This is a genomic window from Rhodopseudomonas sp. (assembly GCF_036404135.1).
Taxonomy (GTDB): Bacteria; Pseudomonadota; Alphaproteobacteria; order Rhizobiales; family Xanthobacteraceae; genus Rhodopseudomonas_A.
This window is the reverse complement of record NZ_DASWPE010000131.1, coordinates 1-14,137: the sequence shown is the minus strand read 5'-3', so window position 1 is coordinate 14,137 and position 14,137 is coordinate 1. Positions and strand designations below refer to the sequence as shown.

17 protein-coding genes are annotated in these 14,137 nt (G+C 66.1%); 5 read left to right on the top strand and 12 right to left on the bottom strand.

From position 1 onward, the window contains the following. The first annotated feature begins 28 nt into the window (after positions 1-28). Both VGC77_RS16335 and VGC77_RS16330 read left to right on the top strand, forming a co-directional pair. Entirely contained in the window at positions 29-949 is a 921-nt protein-coding gene (locus VGC77_RS16335; RefSeq protein WP_331172619.1) for a U32 family peptidase, read from the top strand. 57 nt (positions 950-1,006) lie between these two features. Continuing rightward, on the top strand, positions 1,007-1,438 hold the full coding sequence (locus VGC77_RS16330; RefSeq protein WP_331172618.1) for a hypothetical protein: 432 nt from the start codon (positions 1,007-1,009) through the stop codon (positions 1,436-1,438). 287 nt (positions 1,439-1,725) lie between these two features. Here the strand turns inward: VGC77_RS16330 and VGC77_RS16325 are convergent, their stop codons facing one another. The 11 genes from VGC77_RS16325 to tkt all read right to left on the bottom strand — a co-directional run bounded on the left by VGC77_RS16325 (position 1,726) and on the right by tkt (position 11,145). Beyond that, a complete protein-coding gene (locus VGC77_RS16325; RefSeq protein WP_331172617.1) occupies positions 1,726-2,514 on the bottom strand; it encodes an inositol monophosphatase family protein in 789 nt (262 codons plus the stop codon). A 90-nt stretch (positions 2,515-2,604) separates the two neighbouring features. Continuing rightward, positions 2,605-3,723 (bottom strand): tetratricopeptide repeat protein, encoded by a 1,119-nt coding sequence (locus tag VGC77_RS16320; RefSeq protein WP_331172656.1) that lies wholly within the window; start codon positions 3,721-3,723, stop codon positions 2,605-2,607. 2 nt (positions 3,724-3,725) lie between these two features. Then, the gene (locus VGC77_RS16315) at positions 3,726-4,418 is read right to left on the bottom strand and encodes a thiamine phosphate synthase (protein ID WP_331172616.1); all 693 of its coding nucleotides are present in this window, start codon (positions 4,416-4,418) and stop codon (positions 3,726-3,728) included. Positions 4,419-4,424: 6 nt separating this feature from the next. Next, positions 4,425-5,468: a class I fructose-bisphosphate aldolase gene (locus tag VGC77_RS16310; RefSeq protein ID WP_331172615.1), complete on the bottom strand. Its 1,044-nt coding sequence runs from the start codon at positions 5,466-5,468 to the stop codon at positions 4,425-4,427. A 43-nt stretch (positions 5,469-5,511) separates the two neighbouring features. Next, on the bottom strand, positions 5,512-5,835 hold the full coding sequence (locus VGC77_RS16305; protein WP_331172614.1) for a type II toxin-antitoxin system PemK/MazF family toxin: 324 nt from the start codon (positions 5,833-5,835) through the stop codon (positions 5,512-5,514). After that, positions 5,832-6,077, bottom strand: coding sequence for an antitoxin MazE family protein (locus VGC77_RS16300; protein WP_331172613.1), 246 nt, complete (start codon positions 6,075-6,077; stop codon positions 5,832-5,834). Before VGC77_RS16300 ends, VGC77_RS16305 begins: the two co-directional genes overlap by 4 nt. A 76-nt stretch (positions 6,078-6,153) precedes the next feature. Next, a complete protein-coding gene (locus VGC77_RS16295) occupies positions 6,154-7,350 on the bottom strand; it encodes a phosphoglycerate kinase (protein WP_331172612.1) in 1,197 nt (398 codons plus the stop codon). After that, positions 7,347-7,688 carry a DUF2730 family protein gene (locus tag VGC77_RS16290; RefSeq protein WP_331172611.1) on the bottom strand — a complete coding sequence of 114 codons (342 nt, stop codon included), beginning with the start codon at positions 7,686-7,688 and terminating at the stop codon, positions 7,347-7,349. Before VGC77_RS16290 ends, VGC77_RS16295 begins: the two co-directional genes overlap by 4 nt. Positions 7,689-7,692: 4 nt before the next feature. After that, positions 7,693-7,962: a hypothetical protein gene (locus VGC77_RS16285; RefSeq protein ID WP_331172610.1), complete on the bottom strand. Its 270-nt coding sequence runs from the start codon at positions 7,960-7,962 to the stop codon at positions 7,693-7,695. 41 nt (positions 7,963-8,003) lie between these two features. Continuing rightward, a complete protein-coding gene (gene gap / locus VGC77_RS16280) occupies positions 8,004-9,011 on the bottom strand; it encodes a type I glyceraldehyde-3-phosphate dehydrogenase (RefSeq protein WP_331172609.1) in 1,008 nt (335 codons plus the stop codon). 142 nt (positions 9,012-9,153) lie between these two features. Next, the gene (gene tkt / locus VGC77_RS16275) at positions 9,154-11,145 is read right to left on the bottom strand and encodes a transketolase (RefSeq protein ID WP_331172608.1); all 1,992 of its coding nucleotides are present in this window, start codon (positions 11,143-11,145) and stop codon (positions 9,154-9,156) included. 390 nt (positions 11,146-11,535) lie between these two features. On the opposite strand from tkt, the gene VGC77_RS16270 reads away from it, so the two are divergent. Continuing rightward, positions 11,536-11,850 carry a DUF4164 domain-containing protein gene (locus tag VGC77_RS16270; protein ID WP_331172607.1) on the top strand — a complete coding sequence of 105 codons (315 nt, stop codon included), beginning with the start codon at positions 11,536-11,538 and terminating at the stop codon, positions 11,848-11,850. Continuing rightward, the gene (locus VGC77_RS16265; RefSeq protein WP_331172606.1) at positions 11,847-12,230 is read left to right on the top strand and encodes a cell division protein ZapA; all 384 of its coding nucleotides are present in this window, start codon (positions 11,847-11,849) and stop codon (positions 12,228-12,230) included. Before VGC77_RS16270 ends, VGC77_RS16265 begins: the two co-directional genes overlap by 4 nt. 33 nt (positions 12,231-12,263) lie before the next feature. On the opposite strand, the gene VGC77_RS16260 is transcribed toward VGC77_RS16265, so the two are convergent. Then, positions 12,264-12,977 carry a Crp/Fnr family transcriptional regulator gene (locus VGC77_RS16260; RefSeq protein ID WP_331172605.1) on the bottom strand — a complete coding sequence of 238 codons (714 nt, stop codon included), beginning with the start codon at positions 12,975-12,977 and terminating at the stop codon, positions 12,264-12,266. Positions 12,978-13,369: 392 nt separating this feature from the next. On the opposite strand from VGC77_RS16260, the gene VGC77_RS16255 reads away from it, so the two are divergent. Beyond that, the gene (locus VGC77_RS16255) at positions 13,370-13,771 is read left to right on the top strand and encodes a VOC family protein (protein ID WP_331172604.1); all 402 of its coding nucleotides are present in this window, start codon (positions 13,370-13,372) and stop codon (positions 13,769-13,771) included. Positions 13,772-14,137: the final 366 nt, after the last annotated feature.

Genomic DNA, 14,137 nt, shown 5'->3' with positions numbered 1-14,137 from the left:
AGCAGAGCAACACAAAGCGGGGCCGGAGATGAAGCTCACACTGGGACCTGTGCTTTACAACTGGAAGCCCGAGGCGTGGCGCGATTTCTACTTCCGCATCGCCGAGGAAGCCCCGATCGACACCGTGGTGGTCGGCGAGATCGTCTGCTCGAAGCGTGCGCCGTTCATCGCCGAGCATATCCCGGCGGTGGTCGAGCGTCTGGCATCCTGCGGCAAGGACGTGGTGATGGGGTCGCTGACCTTGATGTCGCTGACCCGCGAGCGCAACGCGATGGCGGAACTCGCCGCGGCGCCCGAGCTGACCATGGAGGTCAACGACCTGTCCTGCCTCGGCATGCTGGGCGACCGGCCGCACGCCATCGGGCCGTTCGTCAACATCTACAACGAGGCCACCGCGAAGTATTTCGCCTCGCACGGCGCCAAGCGGATCTGTCTGCCGCCGGAATTGCCGCTGAGCGCGATCCGCACCATCGCCGCGGCCTTGCCTGACGTCACCTTCGAGGTGTTCGGCTTCGGCCGCGCGCCGCTGGCGATTTCGGCGCGCTGCTATCACGCTCGGCTCAACAAGCTGTCGAAGGACAATTGCAAGTTCGTCTGCGAACAGGATCCGGACGGGCTTGCGGTGTTCACGCTCGACAACGAGCCGTTCCTGGCGATGAACGGCGTGCAGACGCTGTCCTATGCCTGCACCAGCGTGCTCGGCGAAATCGACGATCTCACCGAGGCAGGGGTGCGCTCGCTGCGGCTGTCGCCGCAGCAGTGCGACATGGTCGAAGTGGCCAAGCTGTATCGCGACGTGATCGACGGCAAGCGCAGCGTCGCCGAGGGCGCCGCGGCGCTGACCGCGATCTATCCGGTCCCGGTCGCCAACGGGTTTCTCTACGCCAAGCCCGGCTCGACGTTCATCAATAGCGTCGCCGAGGCTCAACGGACCGCCAGGGCGCTCTGACCCCAGCGGCCGCGCGTTTGCGGCAGCGGTCGGGTCGACCCGCGAGGGGGATTTGCGATGGCCGACCCAAGTGCCGACGGCGACTCGCTCGAACTGGTCGAGCGGATGCGGATCGTGATCCAGGGCACCAATATGGACGGCCACTGCCGGGAGATGCTGTCCTCGGCGTTCGACCGCTTTCTCAGCATGGAAGCGCGGCGGCTGTCGAAGCGGCTGCTCACCCGGGTGCGCGGCCAGCGCGAACGGATCGCCGCGATCGTCACGCTGTTGTCGGAGCTCGATCATCTCAACGAGAACGAAAGCGACCGCAGCGTGTTCGCCGAGATGGCGCTATTGTTCGACGAGATCAGCCTGACCGCGGTGGCGGGCTCGGCGGCGCTGCGCGAGATCGACCGGGTCAAGGCCGAGTTTCCGCTGGAGGACCGCGCCGAGCCGCTGGAGGAGCCGATCGCGCAATGGTCGCCCGGCTGCGCCACGCCGACGAAATAGCGGGCGGCTGAGTTATCGGGCTGGCCAAGCCAAGCGCTGCGCGCTGCCATTGTTGAGCATCGCCTCCCCGCGAGTCGTCCCTGCGCACGCAGGAACCCATACCCCCTGGCGCCGGCGGCGAACAAGCGGCCTTTGCCACCGTGCAACAACGCGGCTCCGCGCCGTATGGGTCCCTGCCTGCGCAGGGACGACCCGCTGAAATGCGGGTGCGCGGATCAGTCGGAGAACCATAGGCCATCGCCCTCCCGCAACGGAAGGGGCGCAGAGGCGCGCAGGGAGGCGGGTGATTACTTCAGCGGCCGCAGGATGCGGGTCAGTTCGCCGTGGACGAATTCGTTGCCGCAGACCACGTTGCCGGTCTTCAAGAGATCGCCGCCGTCGATTTCGCCGACGGTGCCGCCGGCCTCCTTCACCATGACGATGCCGGCCGCGATATCCCAGGCCGACAGGTTGCGCTCCCAATAGCCGTCGAAGCGGCCGGCGGCGACCGCCGCCATGTCGAGCGACGCCGCGCCGAAGCGGCGAAAGCCTGCGACCTTGGGCTGCAACGCGCCCATCTCTTTCAGGGCCAACGGAAAGTCGCCGCGGCCGATATGCGGCAGGCCGCAGGCGATCACGCATTCGTTGAGCTGGCGGCGGCCGGCAACCCGCAGCCGCTGGTCGTTGAGGAAGGCGCCGCCGCCGCGCTCGGCCATGTAGAGCTCGTCGTTGGCGGGGTTATAGATCAGCCCGGCGATGATCTGGTCGTCGCGCTGCAGCGCAATCGAGATCGCGAATTGCGGAATGCCGTGCAGGAAGTTGGTGGTGCCGTCGAGCGGGTCGACGATCCAAGTGTGGCTCTTGTCGGTGCCTTCGCGGATGCCGCCTTCCTCGCCGAGAAAGCCGTAGCCGGGCCGCGCCTTGGTGAGGTCGCTGTACAGCATCTCCTCGGCGCGCTTGTCGGCGAGGGTGACGAAATTCGCCGGCCCCTTCATCGACACCTGAAGGTTCTCGACCTCGCCGAGATCGCGTTTGAGGCTGCGGCCGGCGCGGCGCGCGGCCTTGACCATGACGTTCATGAGGGCGGAATGCAGCATGATCTCGGTCCGAACGACCTGAGCGTCAGGTCTCTTGGGAAAAGGAAGGGGTGGGGATTGCCCTGCCGGGGGGGCGACGTCAAGGGCGCATCACTTGGCGCCGAGCCATTTGCGCGCCGCGCCGTCGACCTTGGCGCGATCCTCGGCGTTGAGCTGGGCCAAAGCCTCGTCGAGCATCAGGTCGCCCTTGCCGGCGGTTTTCGAAATCACGTGCCATTTCAGGCCTTCCAGGCGGTCTTCCGGCGGGCCATTGCCGGTCACCAGCACCCGGGCCAGGCGGTTCTGCGCGATCGGATTGTTCTGCCGGGCTGCCTTGCGCAAAAGCGCCACCGCGGCGGCCTCGTTCTTCGGCGTGCCGGTGCCGTTGTAGAGCGCGATGGCATATTCGACCTCGGCGTCGATATTGCCGGCCAGCGCCGCCGCCTGCAGCAGCCGCACCGCCTGTTCGACGTTCTTCTCGACCCCGGTGCCTTCCTTGTAGAACGTCGCCAGCGCGTATTGCGCCTCCGGATTGCCGGCGTCGGCGGCCAGCCGCAGCAATTCGGCGGCGCGGCGGGTGTCCTGCGGGAAGGTCTGGCCGTCGAGATAAAGCAGCGCCAGATTATAGGCCGCCTTCGGATTGCCGAGCTTGGCCGAGGAGGCGAGCCAGCGCGCCGCGTCCTCGCGGTTGGCGGGGCCGCCGCGGCCGGACAGCCGCAGCATCGCCAGCGCGAACATCGCTTCGCGGTCGCCGAGTTCGGCGGCGCGTTGATACCATTCCGCGGCCTTGGGATAGTCGCGCTTGACCCCGAGGCCGGCGGAGTAGAGCTCGCCCAGCATGGTCATCGCCTTAGGGTCGCTGTAGTCCTCGGCGCGGCGGGTGGCGAGGTCGAACGCGGTCTTGTAGTGGCCGCGCTGATAGGCGCCGAACACCAGATCGACGCGGGATTCATCGATCGGCTCGGGCGGCGGCGCCGGCTCGGCGGGTTTGTCGCCGGGTTTCTTGGCCGTTGCGGCGCCAGGTTTCGGCTTGCTGGCGTCCGGCTTCGGCTTCGGCGGCGCGAGCGGCTTTGCGGCGGGTTTCGCCGGCGCCGGTCTGGGCTGCGCCGGCCGGTTCTGCGGCGCGGCCGGAATCGGCGCCGGCGGCGACAACGAGATTTGCGCCGGCGCCGGCTGCGCCAGCAGCGCACAGCCGAGCAGCGTCGCGATCGCCGGCAGCGCCGTCTTCATCCTCATTGCTGGCCGACCTTGGCGGGTCCCGCGAGTTGCACCAGCAATGCCTGATAGCCTTGCGCGATCGCGGCGCGGGCGTCGCCGAGCGCGGCATTGGCGCCGCGCGGATCGTCCCAGATCACATCGCCGACCAGCACGAAATCGGCGCCGGCGGCGGCGAACTCCCGCGCTTCTGCGAGTGAGGCGGCGTAGCCGACACAGGGCGGCTCGAACAGTTCGGCCCACCATTGCAGCCGCTCGGCGATGGCGTCCGGCGCTGGCCGCTGGCCGTCGGCGTCGGACTCGCCGAACAGCACGTAATCGGCGCCGGCTTCGCCCGCCAGCATCGAATCATGGCGCGTGCGCAAGCCGCCGACCCCGCCGATGCGGTCGGGCTGCAGTTCGGAGAGATGCTCCTGCATCGCCGCGACGCCGTCGAGATGCGCGCCGTCGGCGCCGGCGCGCGCCACCAGTTCGGGATGGCCGTCGAGCAGCAGCGCCGCGCCGGCGGTCTGCACCGGCTGCGCCAACGCCTTGGCGCGCGAGATCATGCCGCGCTGATCGGTCAGCTTCAGCCGCAGCAGCACCGCGGCGACGTCGTGGGCTGAGATCAGCCCGGGCAGGCTGGCCGCGAGCGCCGCGGCATCCTCGACCATGGGGGTGGCAAGATACAGCCGCGGAGCCGGCGGGGGTGGGGCTGGTTTGGCGGCCATCGGGGATCAAGCAGCCTTTTTCTGTTCAAGCTCGGGGGTCCACCGGCCTTGGCTGGCGAGCGAATTCATCCGGGCGCGATGGGCGAAGGCCTGCTGGCCGGCGGCGACGTTCTCGGGCTTGCCGGACCACGCCTGTTGCGGCGCCGCCTGCAGGGCGCGGCCATAGGAGAAGGTCACCGGCCAGGGCAGGCCGCCGATCTTATTGATGGCGTCGAGATGCGCGGTGGCGTCCTCATCCGATTGCCCGCCGGACAGAAACGCGATGCCCGGCACCGCGGCCGGCACGCAGGCCTTCAACAGCCGCACGGTCTTTTCGGCGACTTCGTCGATTGCGGCCTGTTTGGCGGATTTCTTGCCGGCCACCGCCATGTTCGGTTTCAGGATCATGCCTTCCAGCGCGACTTTCTGCAGATACAGCTCCTGGAAGGTTTCCTTGAGCACGAATTGCGTCACCTCATAGCAGCGATCGATGTCGTGGTCGCCGTCCATCAGCACCTCCGGCTCGACGATCGGCACGATCTGCGCGGCCTGGCACAACGCGGCATAGCGCGCCAGCGCGTGGGCGTTGGTGTGGATCGCGGCATAGCTCGGGATCGCCTGCCCCGACGCATTCTGCCCGATGTCGATCACCGCGCGCCATTTCGCGAACCGCGCGCCCTGCTTGTAATATTTCGCCAGCCGCTCGGCGAGCTTGTCGAGCCCGAGCGTAATGGTCTCGCCGGGGCAGTTCGGCAGCCCCTGGGTGCCCTCGTCGACCTTGATGCCGGGGATCGCGCCGGACTGCTCGATCAGCTTGATCAGCGGGGTGCCGTCCTTGCCGTCCTGCCAGATCGTCTCGTCATACAGGATCACTCCGGAGATCGACTGCGCCATCGCGTCCTTGGCGCGGAACAGCATCTCACGGTAGTCGCGGCGGGATTGTTCGGTCGAGGTGACGCCGATGGCGTCGAACCGCTTCTTGATGGTGCCGCCGGATTCGTCGGCCGCCAGCAGCCCCTTGCCGGGCTGCACCATGGCTTTCGCCACCTTGTTGAGGTCAGTGAGATTCATCGGTGTCTCCTGGGGCTTGTCATGGCCGAAAATGCGACGGATGTCAGACGAAACCCAGGAAAATCGCAAGCGCGCGATTGACCAGGGTCATGTCGGAGTCATCGAGATGGCCGATCCGGCGCGAGACCCGCCGCAGCGCTACCGCGGTGATCTTGTCGACCATCACCTGTGACCGCTGCATCAGCCCGTTGCTTGGGTCCGGCTCTATGGGGATTCGAACCGCGGGCACGTCGCGCAATTCCGTTGTCAAAGGCAGCACGGCAAGCGACGGGATCTCTGCGAAGGCGTCCGATTGAATGATGACGGCCGGCCTCGGTTTGCCAAAGTCTCCCTGCATCACGACAAGGACGATATCGCCTCTGGTCACGTCCAACCTTCAGGATCGAACCAGTGCTCCAGTTCCGCGAGAATCTCTTGCTCATGCGGATCGGCGTTCAGTCTCAGGCATTGCCGCTTGATGTCTGCCTTGAACGCCGGCGAATGGACGTCGGGGACCCACAGCGTCACCGGCTTCAGACCCATCGCCTTCATCTTGTCGCGGTGCTTGCGGACCCGCTTGGCGGCGTCGCTGCGCTTGGCAGCCTCCGCCGACTTGGCGCTGTCGTCCATGGCGCGTCTCCCGGAAGTGTTACATGTAACATACTCCCGGGAGCGTCTCGCTTCAAGCGCGGCGCTTTGGCGCGGCCTATTTCGGCCGCAGCACTTCGACGCCGGGCAACGGCTTGCCCTCCATCCATTCCAGGAAGGCGCCGCCGGCGGTCGAAATGTAGGTGAAGTCGGCGGCGACGCCGGCCTGGTTCAGCGCCGCCACGGTATCGCCGCCGCCGGCCACCGACACCAGCTTGTGCGCCTTGGTGCGGGCCGCGGCGTGCTGGGCTGCGGCCACGGTGCCGGCGTCGAACGGATGCAGTTCGAAGGCGCCGACCGGGCCGTTCCAGACCAGGGTGGCGGCGTCGTCGATCGCGGCGTTGATCCGCGCCACCGAGCGCGGGCCGACGTCAAGGATCATGCCGTCCGCTGGGATCGAGTCGAGGCCATAGGCGAAGGCCGGCGCGTTGGGAGCGAAGTGATAGGCCACGGTGGCGTCGACCGGCAGGATGATCGCGCAATTGGCGGCCTCGGCCTTGGCGATGATGCGCAGCGCGGTGGGCGCCAGCTCCTTTTCGCACAACGACTTGCCGACATTGACGCCCTGGGCGTGCAGGAAGGTGTTGGCCATGCCGCCGCCGATCACCAGCGCGTCGACCTTGGCGACCAGGTTTTCCAACAGGTCGATCTTGCTCGACACCTTGGCGCCGCCGACGATGGCGATCACCGGGCGCTTCGGCGCTTCCAGCGCCTTGTTCAGCGCGTCGATCTCGAGCTGCATGGTGCGCCCAGCATAGGCCGGCAGCTTGTGGCCGACGCCCTCGGTCGAGGCATGGGCGCGGTGCGCGGCGGAAAACGCGTCGTTGACCCAGAGGTCGCCGAGCTTGGCCAGTTCGTCGACAAATTCCGGGTCGTTCTTTTCCTCGCCCTTATGGAAGCGGGTGTTCTCCAGGCACAGGATGTCGCCGTCCTGCAGCTTGGCGATCGCCTGCGCCGCGACCTCGCCGATGCAGTCGTCGGCGAAGCCGACCGGGCGCTTGATCACCTCGGCGAGCGCGGCCGCGACCGGGCGGAGAGACTCCTTGGGGTCGACGCCTTTCGGCCGGCCGAAATGCGCCAGCAGGATCACCTTGCCGCCCTTGTCGGCGATTTCCAGGATGGTGGGCGCGATGCGGTCGAGCCGCGTGGTGTCGCTCACGGCGCCGTTTTCCATCGGCACGTTGATATCGACGCGCAGCAGCACGCGTTTGCCCTTCACGTCGGCGTCATCGAGGGTGAGGAATGATTTTTTCATTTTCTGAGTACATTCAGTGCGAAGATGAGGATACCGGAGCCGATGCCCCAGGTGGTGAAGGTGATGGCGAGAAGTGTCCAGGTGGTGGGCAGGCTCGAGAACCGTGCGTCGATGCCGGTTAGACGACCCTTCACCTCTGCCACGTCGGCGTGAATTGAACTGTAGTCCGCGGCTTTCGGCAAATGTTTCAGTTCGGCTTCGATGCCGGCCAAACGCTGCTCGATCCGGCCGAACATATCTTCCAGTTTTCCGACGCGCTGTTCGAGCATGGGATCCTCCGGGCCATCTCCACCGGACTGACCGCCGCCGCTGGTCGGAAACGGCAGAATTTCAGCCACGACGTCAATCCTTTGGAATGGGCTTGGTAGCTTGGCGCAAAAGTCCCGTCAGATGTTGTTCAATATGGCCGCAGCGGGTGCAAGCCAAGGTCACCACAGGCCGGAGCGGATCGTTGAAGATGCTGTGGAGGAGCCGCATCCCATCGATTCCGCCCTGATCATCGAGATAGAACTGATCATGACCGCAACGAAGACAGCGTAGCTCGGGGAAGCTGGCCTTCACCAGGCCGGCCAGCTCCTCGAACTTTGGTGCGTTGTCAGTCGCGTCGGCCATGATCCTCGCTGCAAGGGTCCGTCGGCGTCACCGCTATCTTGTTAGATCAGCTTGCCGATCGCCACGGCGGTGTCGGCCATGCGGTTGGAGAAGCCCCACTCATTGTCGTACCAGGACATCACCCGCACCGAGGTGCCGTTCTGCACCTTGGTCTGGTCCATGTGGAAGGTGGACGAGTGCGGATCGTGGTTGAAGTCGATCGAGACGTTGGGCGCGTTGGTGTAGCCGAGGATGCCCTTGAGCTGCTGCTCGGCGGCGCGCTTCATGGCGTCGTTGATCTCGTCCTTGGTGGTGGCGCGCTGCGCGATGATCTTGAGGTCGACCACCGAGACGTTGGGGGTCGGCACCCGGATCGCCACGCCGTCGAGCTTGCCCTTCAGCTCCGGCAGCACCAGGCCGATCGCCTTGGCGGCGCCGGTCGAGGTCGGGATCATCGACATCGCAGCAGCCCGGCCGCGGTAGAGATCCTTGTGCATGGTGTCCAGCGTCGGCTGATCGCCGGTATAGGCGTGGATCGTGGTCATGAAGCCGGTCTCGATGCCGACCAGGTCGTTCAGCACCTTGACCACCGGGGCCAGGCAGTTGGTGGTGCAGGAGCCGTTGGAGACCACCAGGTGGTCGCGGCTCAGCTTGTCATGGTTGACGCCGAATACCACGGTGAGGTCGGCGCCGTCCGAGGGCGCCGAGACCAGCACCCGCTTGGCGCCCGCGGTCAGATGCAGCGCCGCCTTGTCGCGCGCGGTGAAGATGCCGGTGCATTCCAGCGCGATGTCGACGTCGAGTTCCTTCCAGGGCAGCGTCGCCGGATCCTTGACGGCGCAGACCTTGATCTTGCCGCGGCCGATGTCGATGGTGTCGCCCTCGACGGTTACGGTGCCGGGGAAACGGCCGTGCACCGAATCGAAGCGCAGCAGATGCGCGTTGGTCTCGACCGGGCCGAGGTCGTTGATGGCGACGACCTCGATGTCGTCGCGGCCGGACTCATAAATTGCCCGCAGCACATTGCGACCGATGCGGCCAAATCCATTGATCGCGACCCGAACTGCCATTCAACTTCTCCTCAAGGGCAAGACTAAAGACGTTGTTGTTTGTGATAGCTGATGGGTCGGTTTCATGCCCTGAATGACGGCTGCTGGCAATGCGTCAATGTTGTAAGGGTTATTTTCCGGCCCGCTTTCTCGGATCGCGGCGTTAGTTCCGCTGCAGCCGGGCGGTGGCGGCGGCCACCACGGCCTCGGCGGTGATGCCGAAATGCTTGTAGAGGTCCTTGGCCGGGGCGCTGGCGCCGAACGAACTCATGCCGACGAAGCCGCCGTCCGGCCCGATCACCGCGTCCCAGCCAAACCGCACCGCGGCTTCGACCGCGACCTTGGCCCTCGCCTCGCCGATGATGCCGTGGCGGACCTCGTCCGGCTGTAGCAGCAGGAGGTCGAGCGAGGGCACCGAGACCACCCGGGTCGGGATGCCGCGCTCGGCCAATTGCTTTTGTGCCGCGACCGCGATCTCCACCTCGGAGCCGGAGGCGAACAGCGACACCTCGGCCGTGCCTTTGGCGGCGACCAGCTCATAGGCGCCCTGCGCGCACCGATTGTCCGGATGGGCGGTGGTGCGAACGGGTTGCAGGTTCTGCCGCGACAGTGCCAGCACGGTCGGCCCGGTGCTGTATTCCAGCGCCAGCTGCCAGCATTCCGCTGTCTCCACCGGATCGGCCGGGCGGAACAGCCGCAGATTCGGCATCGCCCGCAGGCTCGCCAGATGCTCCACCGGCTGGTGGGTCGGGCCGTCTTCGCCGAGCCCGATCGAGTCGTGGGTCATGATGTAGACTACCGGGGTATGCGACAGCGCGGCGATCCGCATCGACGGCCGGGCATAGTCGGTGAAGCACATGAAGGTGCCGCCGGCCGGCGCGAAGCCGCCATGCGCGGAGAGGCCGTTCATTGCCGCCGCCATGCCCATTTCGCGAATGCCGTAATGAATGTAGCGGCCGGAGAAATCCCCCGGCTTGACGTCCTTGGCGGACTTGATCCTGGTGTTGTTGGACGGCGTCAGATCGGCCGAGCCGAGCAGCAGTTCCGGCATGATCGGCTCGACCGCCTCCAGCACCAATTCGCTGGCCTTGCGGGTGGCGATGGTCTGCGGCTCGGCGACCAGCCTGTCCTTCAACGCGCGGATGGTGTCGCCGAGCACCGCCGGGCGCTTGCGGTCGACCACCCGGCGCTGGAACTCGCTGCGCTTGGTCTCCTCCATCGCCTCGAAGCGCTGCCGCCAGTCGGCGTGGGCGCTGGCGCCCTCGCGGCCGACATTGCGCCAGGCGTGCAGCACGTCCTCGGGAATTTCGAACGGGCCGTAATTCCAGCCCAGCGCCTTCTTGGCGCCGGCCAGTTCCTCAGGCCCGAGCGCCTCGCCATGGGCCTTCGAGGTGCCGGCTTTGGTCGGCGCGCCGAATCCGATCGTGGTCTTGCAGGCGATCAGGGTCGGCCGGTCCGAACTCTGCGCCTGGGTGATCGCCGCGGCGATCGCCTTCTGGTCGTGGCCGTCGACATGTACCGCGTTCCAGCCGTGCGCCTTGAAGCGGGCGACCTGGTCGACGCTGTCGGACAAGGTCAGCGGGCCGTCGATCGAGATGCCGTTGTCGTCGTAAAGGAAGATCAGCTTCGACAGTTTGAGATGGCCGGCGAGCGCGATCGCCTCATGGCTGACGCCTTCCATCAGGTCGCCGTCGGAGCACAGCACGTAGGTATAGTGGTCGACGATGTCGTCGCCGAATTCCGCCGCCAACAGCCGTTCGGCCAATGCCGTGCCGACCGACGACGCCACGCCCTGGCCGAGCGGGCCGGTGGTGGTCTCGACGCCGGCGGTGATGAAGTTCTCCGGATGGCCCGGGGTCTTGGAATCGAGCTGGCGGAAGTTCTTGATCTGGTCGAGCGTCACGTCCTCGTTGCCGATCAGATAGAACAGCGCGTAGAGCAGCATCGAGCCGTGCCCGGCGGACAGGATGAAGCGGTCGCGATCCGGCCAGCGCGGGTCCTCGGCGTCGAATTTCAGGAACTGGGTGAACAGCACGGTGGCGATGTCGGCGGCGCCCATCGGTAATCCGGGGTGGCCGGACTTCGCCTTTTCCACGGCGTCCATCGCGAGCGCGCGGATTGCATTGGCCATACGGGAGGAATCGACCTGCGTCATGAGAACTACCGCCTGAATGAGAGGATCATGAACGTTGCGGCCCGCCGTACCGACCGGCTGCCATCGCATCAGATGGTGCGGCCGGGCCAATTCTGAAAGACAAGTCGGGGACAAGTCTGCAACATGGGTCTGGAACAGCTGTTGGTCAGCTAAGCGTCGACCAGCAGCTGAATAGCATCTGCATCGGTTCAAGTCCAAATGCCCGCACTGCTCATTCCGCCTTGCGGGAGAAGCGCGCTCGCGCCGCCCGATACCAGCAGATTTGCCGCTTTACGGTGCATAGTTTTGCCATGACGTTGCGCTTGGCTGCGTTGCTGCGTAAATTTAACCCCGTAAAGGCTTGCTCAGACGCCGCTTTTGTCAGGCTTTCGGAGGAAGGCGCGCGCCGCGATGATCGATCGTCCAACAGGTTCCCTGGCTCAGACGTTGTCGTCGGACATTGCCGCGGCGACGCGGCGGTTGCAGGCCGCGCTCGACGCGCTGGAAAGCGCCGCCGAGCGGCGTAGCGAGGCCGACCGCGACGAGGACGAACTGGCATCGCGGATTCACGCGCTCGGCATCGACCGCTCGCGGCTGGCCGATGAGCTCGACGGCTCGCTGGTGCGCTCGCGCAAGCTGGAACGCGCCAATCGCGAGATCGCCGAGAAGCTCGATGCCGCGATCGGCACCATCCGTTCGGTGCTCGATGCCGAGGATTCCGCATGAGCGAGGCCACCAGCCACGTCAATGTCACCATCAACGGCCGGCAATACCGCATGGCCTGCGAGGAGGGCCAGGAGGAGCGGCTGATCCGGCTGGCCGACGATCTCGCCTCGCGCATCGTCGGCTTGCGGGGAAAATTCGGCGAGATCGGCGACGCCCGGCTGATCGTGATGGCGGCGCTGACGGTGGCCGACGAATTGCTCGACGCGCAAGGTCGCATCGTTGCGCTGGAGCAGGAGCGCGACGCGCTGCGCCAGGGCGGCGCCGCGGCGAAGGTGGTGGAGACCGCGGTGGTGGCGGCGCTAAATTCCGCCGCCGAACGCATCGAGAAGACCACCCAGGTGCTCAACCGCACCATCGGCGGCGGCATCGCGATCGGTTAGCGCACGCCGCCGCGTGGCCCGCCCGGCGCGGCCTCACAGCGCGTCGGCGACGCTGAACTGTTCGCTGCGCGCCTTGATCATCTGATGGCATTCGCAGGCGCGGAGCCTCAGCCCGGCGGGGTCGATGATCGTCAGCAGGCCGCGGCTGTAGCGCAGGATGCCGGCGCGCTGCAGCGTGATCGCCACCGCCGAGACGCTGTTGCGCTGCACGCCGAGCATATGGGCGAGGCCGTCCTGGGTCAGTTGCAGCACGTCGCTGCGCGCCAGATCCCGCGCCAGCAGCAACCGCCAGCACAGCCTGGCCTCAACGCCGTGCGAGGCGTTGCAGGCGGCGATCTGTTCGGATTGCATCGCCTGGGCGCGCTGCGCGTGCTGCAAGGCCGCGCGCAACGCCGGGCTGCGCTGCAGCACCTTGTGGAAATGCGCGGCGTAGATGATCGAGGCCCGGCCGGGAAATCGCACCACGCCGCCCATCGAGGAGACCGCGCCGGCCAGCATGCTCGCACCGCCGAACACGCCTTCGCGGCCGATCATCGCCACGTCGATCTTCTCGCCGTCGGCGAAGCTGATGATCTTGGAAATGATGCCGCAATGCGGGAAGTACACCTGGGTCAGCGGCGTGCCGGCTTCCACCAGCACCGCGCCGAGTTTCAGCTCAACCGTGCGCAAATAAGGCATCAGCAGTTCGAAGGCGTCGAGCGGCAGCGCCGCGAGGAACTCGTTGGGTGACTGATTCACCGAGCCCATGGGATCCTTCCGGGGAGCGGTGGGCCGCCCCTCACACGTGAATTCACGATTCTTGATTGCCCCGCCATCGGGGACTCCTGCCAAACGCGACGCGAGTCGATCAAGGGAATATACGCTCTCCGACACTAGTATTAATACATACGCGTGGTGCGGCTTCAAGTTGCATCACCGAACCGACATAATTGCAGCGGCGGGAGATGCGCTAAGGCCTGCACGGCGCCGCGGCGCCATCGACGTGTTGGCTGATCGATATTGCACAGCCGGCCGCGGAACTGCTGCAACGATCGGGCACTCTGCTAGCATGGCGGTTAGCATAGCGCCGTCGCCACCGCGGCCTCGCGCCGGGTCTGTCCGAATGTCCAATCCGCCCGATCGATCCCAGGAGACTTACGATGCAGGTCAATCCCTATCTGTTCTACGACGGCAATTGCGAGGAAGCTTTCAACTATTACGCCCGCGTGCTCGGCGGCGAGATCGAGGCGATGCTGACCCATGAGGGCACCCCGGCGGCCGAGCAGGTGCCGGCGGACTGGGTGAAGAAGATCATGCACGCCCGGATGTCGATCGACGGCGAGGTGCTGATGGCCTCCGACGCACCGCCTGGCAGTTCGGGCAAGCCGGCCGGGTTCTCGGTGTCATTGCAGGTCGAAGAGCCGGCCCGCGCCGAGCAGGTGTTCGCAGCATTGGCCGATGGCGGCGTCATCAAGCTGCCGATCGCACAGACCTTCTGGGCCAAGCGCTTCGGCATGTGCGTCGACCGCTTCGGGATTCCGTGGATGATCAATTGCGATTAGTCTGCGATTAGTGGCTACGCGCCCTCATCCTGAGGAGTCCGGCGAAGCGCTGTAGCGCGAAGCCGGGCGTCTCGAAGGATGGCTGCTGGCATAGCTGCGCTGAGGTCTGGTGCAGCCGTGCCGTTCGGCGCGCCCGCGTTCGTGGCCGCATCCTTCGAGGCCCTCGCTCCGCTCGCGCGCCTCAGAGTCTGACCGAAAAAAGCACAGAGCAAAATAGGGGTCTTGTCGTCATTGCGAGCCGAGGGCGGCGCGCAGCGCCGACTGAGAAGCGAAGCAATCCAGGGGCTTCATGCGTGGCCCTGGATTGCTTCGTCGCAAGAGCTCCTCGCAATGACGCGTTTAACGTCTGATTTCATTGATCACTTT

What these genes read in the sequence shown, in the direction of transcription:
- VGC77_RS16265 (WP_331172606.1), top strand. Translation starts at nt 11,847, where the DNA reads ATGAGCGAGGCCACCAGCCACGTCAATGTCACCATCAACGGCCGGCAA.
- VGC77_RS16255 (WP_331172604.1), top strand. Translation starts at nt 13,370, where the DNA reads ATGCAGGTCAATCCCTATCTGTTCTACGACGGCAATTGCGAGGAAGCT.
- gap (WP_331172609.1), bottom strand. Translation starts at nt 9,011, where the DNA reads ATGGCAGTTCGGGTCGCGATCAATGGATTTGGCCGCATCGGTCGCAAT.
- VGC77_RS16295 (WP_331172612.1), bottom strand. Translation starts at nt 7,350, where the DNA reads ATGAAAAAATCATTCCTCACCCTCGATGACGCCGACGTGAAGGGCAAA.
- VGC77_RS16330 (WP_331172618.1), top strand. Translation starts at nt 1,007, where the DNA reads ATGGCCGACCCAAGTGCCGACGGCGACTCGCTCGAACTGGTCGAGCGG.
- VGC77_RS16310 (WP_331172615.1), bottom strand. Translation starts at nt 5,468, where the DNA reads ATGAATCTCACTGACCTCAACAAGGTGGCGAAAGCCATGGTGCAGCCC.
- VGC77_RS16320 (WP_331172656.1), bottom strand. Translation starts at nt 3,723, where the DNA reads ATGAAGACGGCGCTGCCGGCGATCGCGACGCTGCTCGGCTGTGCGCTG.
- VGC77_RS16300 (WP_331172613.1), bottom strand. Translation starts at nt 6,077, where the DNA reads ATGGACGACAGCGCCAAGTCGGCGGAGGCTGCCAAGCGCAGCGACGCC.
- VGC77_RS16325 (WP_331172617.1), bottom strand. Translation starts at nt 2,514, where the DNA reads ATGCTGCATTCCGCCCTCATGAACGTCATGGTCAAGGCCGCGCGCCGC.
- VGC77_RS16335 (WP_331172619.1), top strand. Translation starts at nt 29, where the DNA reads ATGAAGCTCACACTGGGACCTGTGCTTTACAACTGGAAGCCCGAGGCG.
- VGC77_RS16315 (WP_331172616.1), bottom strand. Translation starts at nt 4,418, where the DNA reads ATGGCCGCCAAACCAGCCCCACCCCCGCCGGCTCCGCGGCTGTATCTT.
- tkt (WP_331172608.1), bottom strand. Translation starts at nt 11,145, where the DNA reads ATGACGCAGGTCGATTCCTCCCGTATGGCCAATGCAATCCGCGCGCTC.
- VGC77_RS16270 (WP_331172607.1), top strand. Translation starts at nt 11,536, where the DNA reads ATGATCGATCGTCCAACAGGTTCCCTGGCTCAGACGTTGTCGTCGGAC.
- VGC77_RS16285 (WP_331172610.1), bottom strand. Translation starts at nt 7,962, where the DNA reads ATGGCCGACGCGACTGACAACGCACCAAAGTTCGAGGAGCTGGCCGGC.
- VGC77_RS16260 (WP_331172605.1), bottom strand. Translation starts at nt 12,977, where the DNA reads ATGGGCTCGGTGAATCAGTCACCCAACGAGTTCCTCGCGGCGCTGCCG.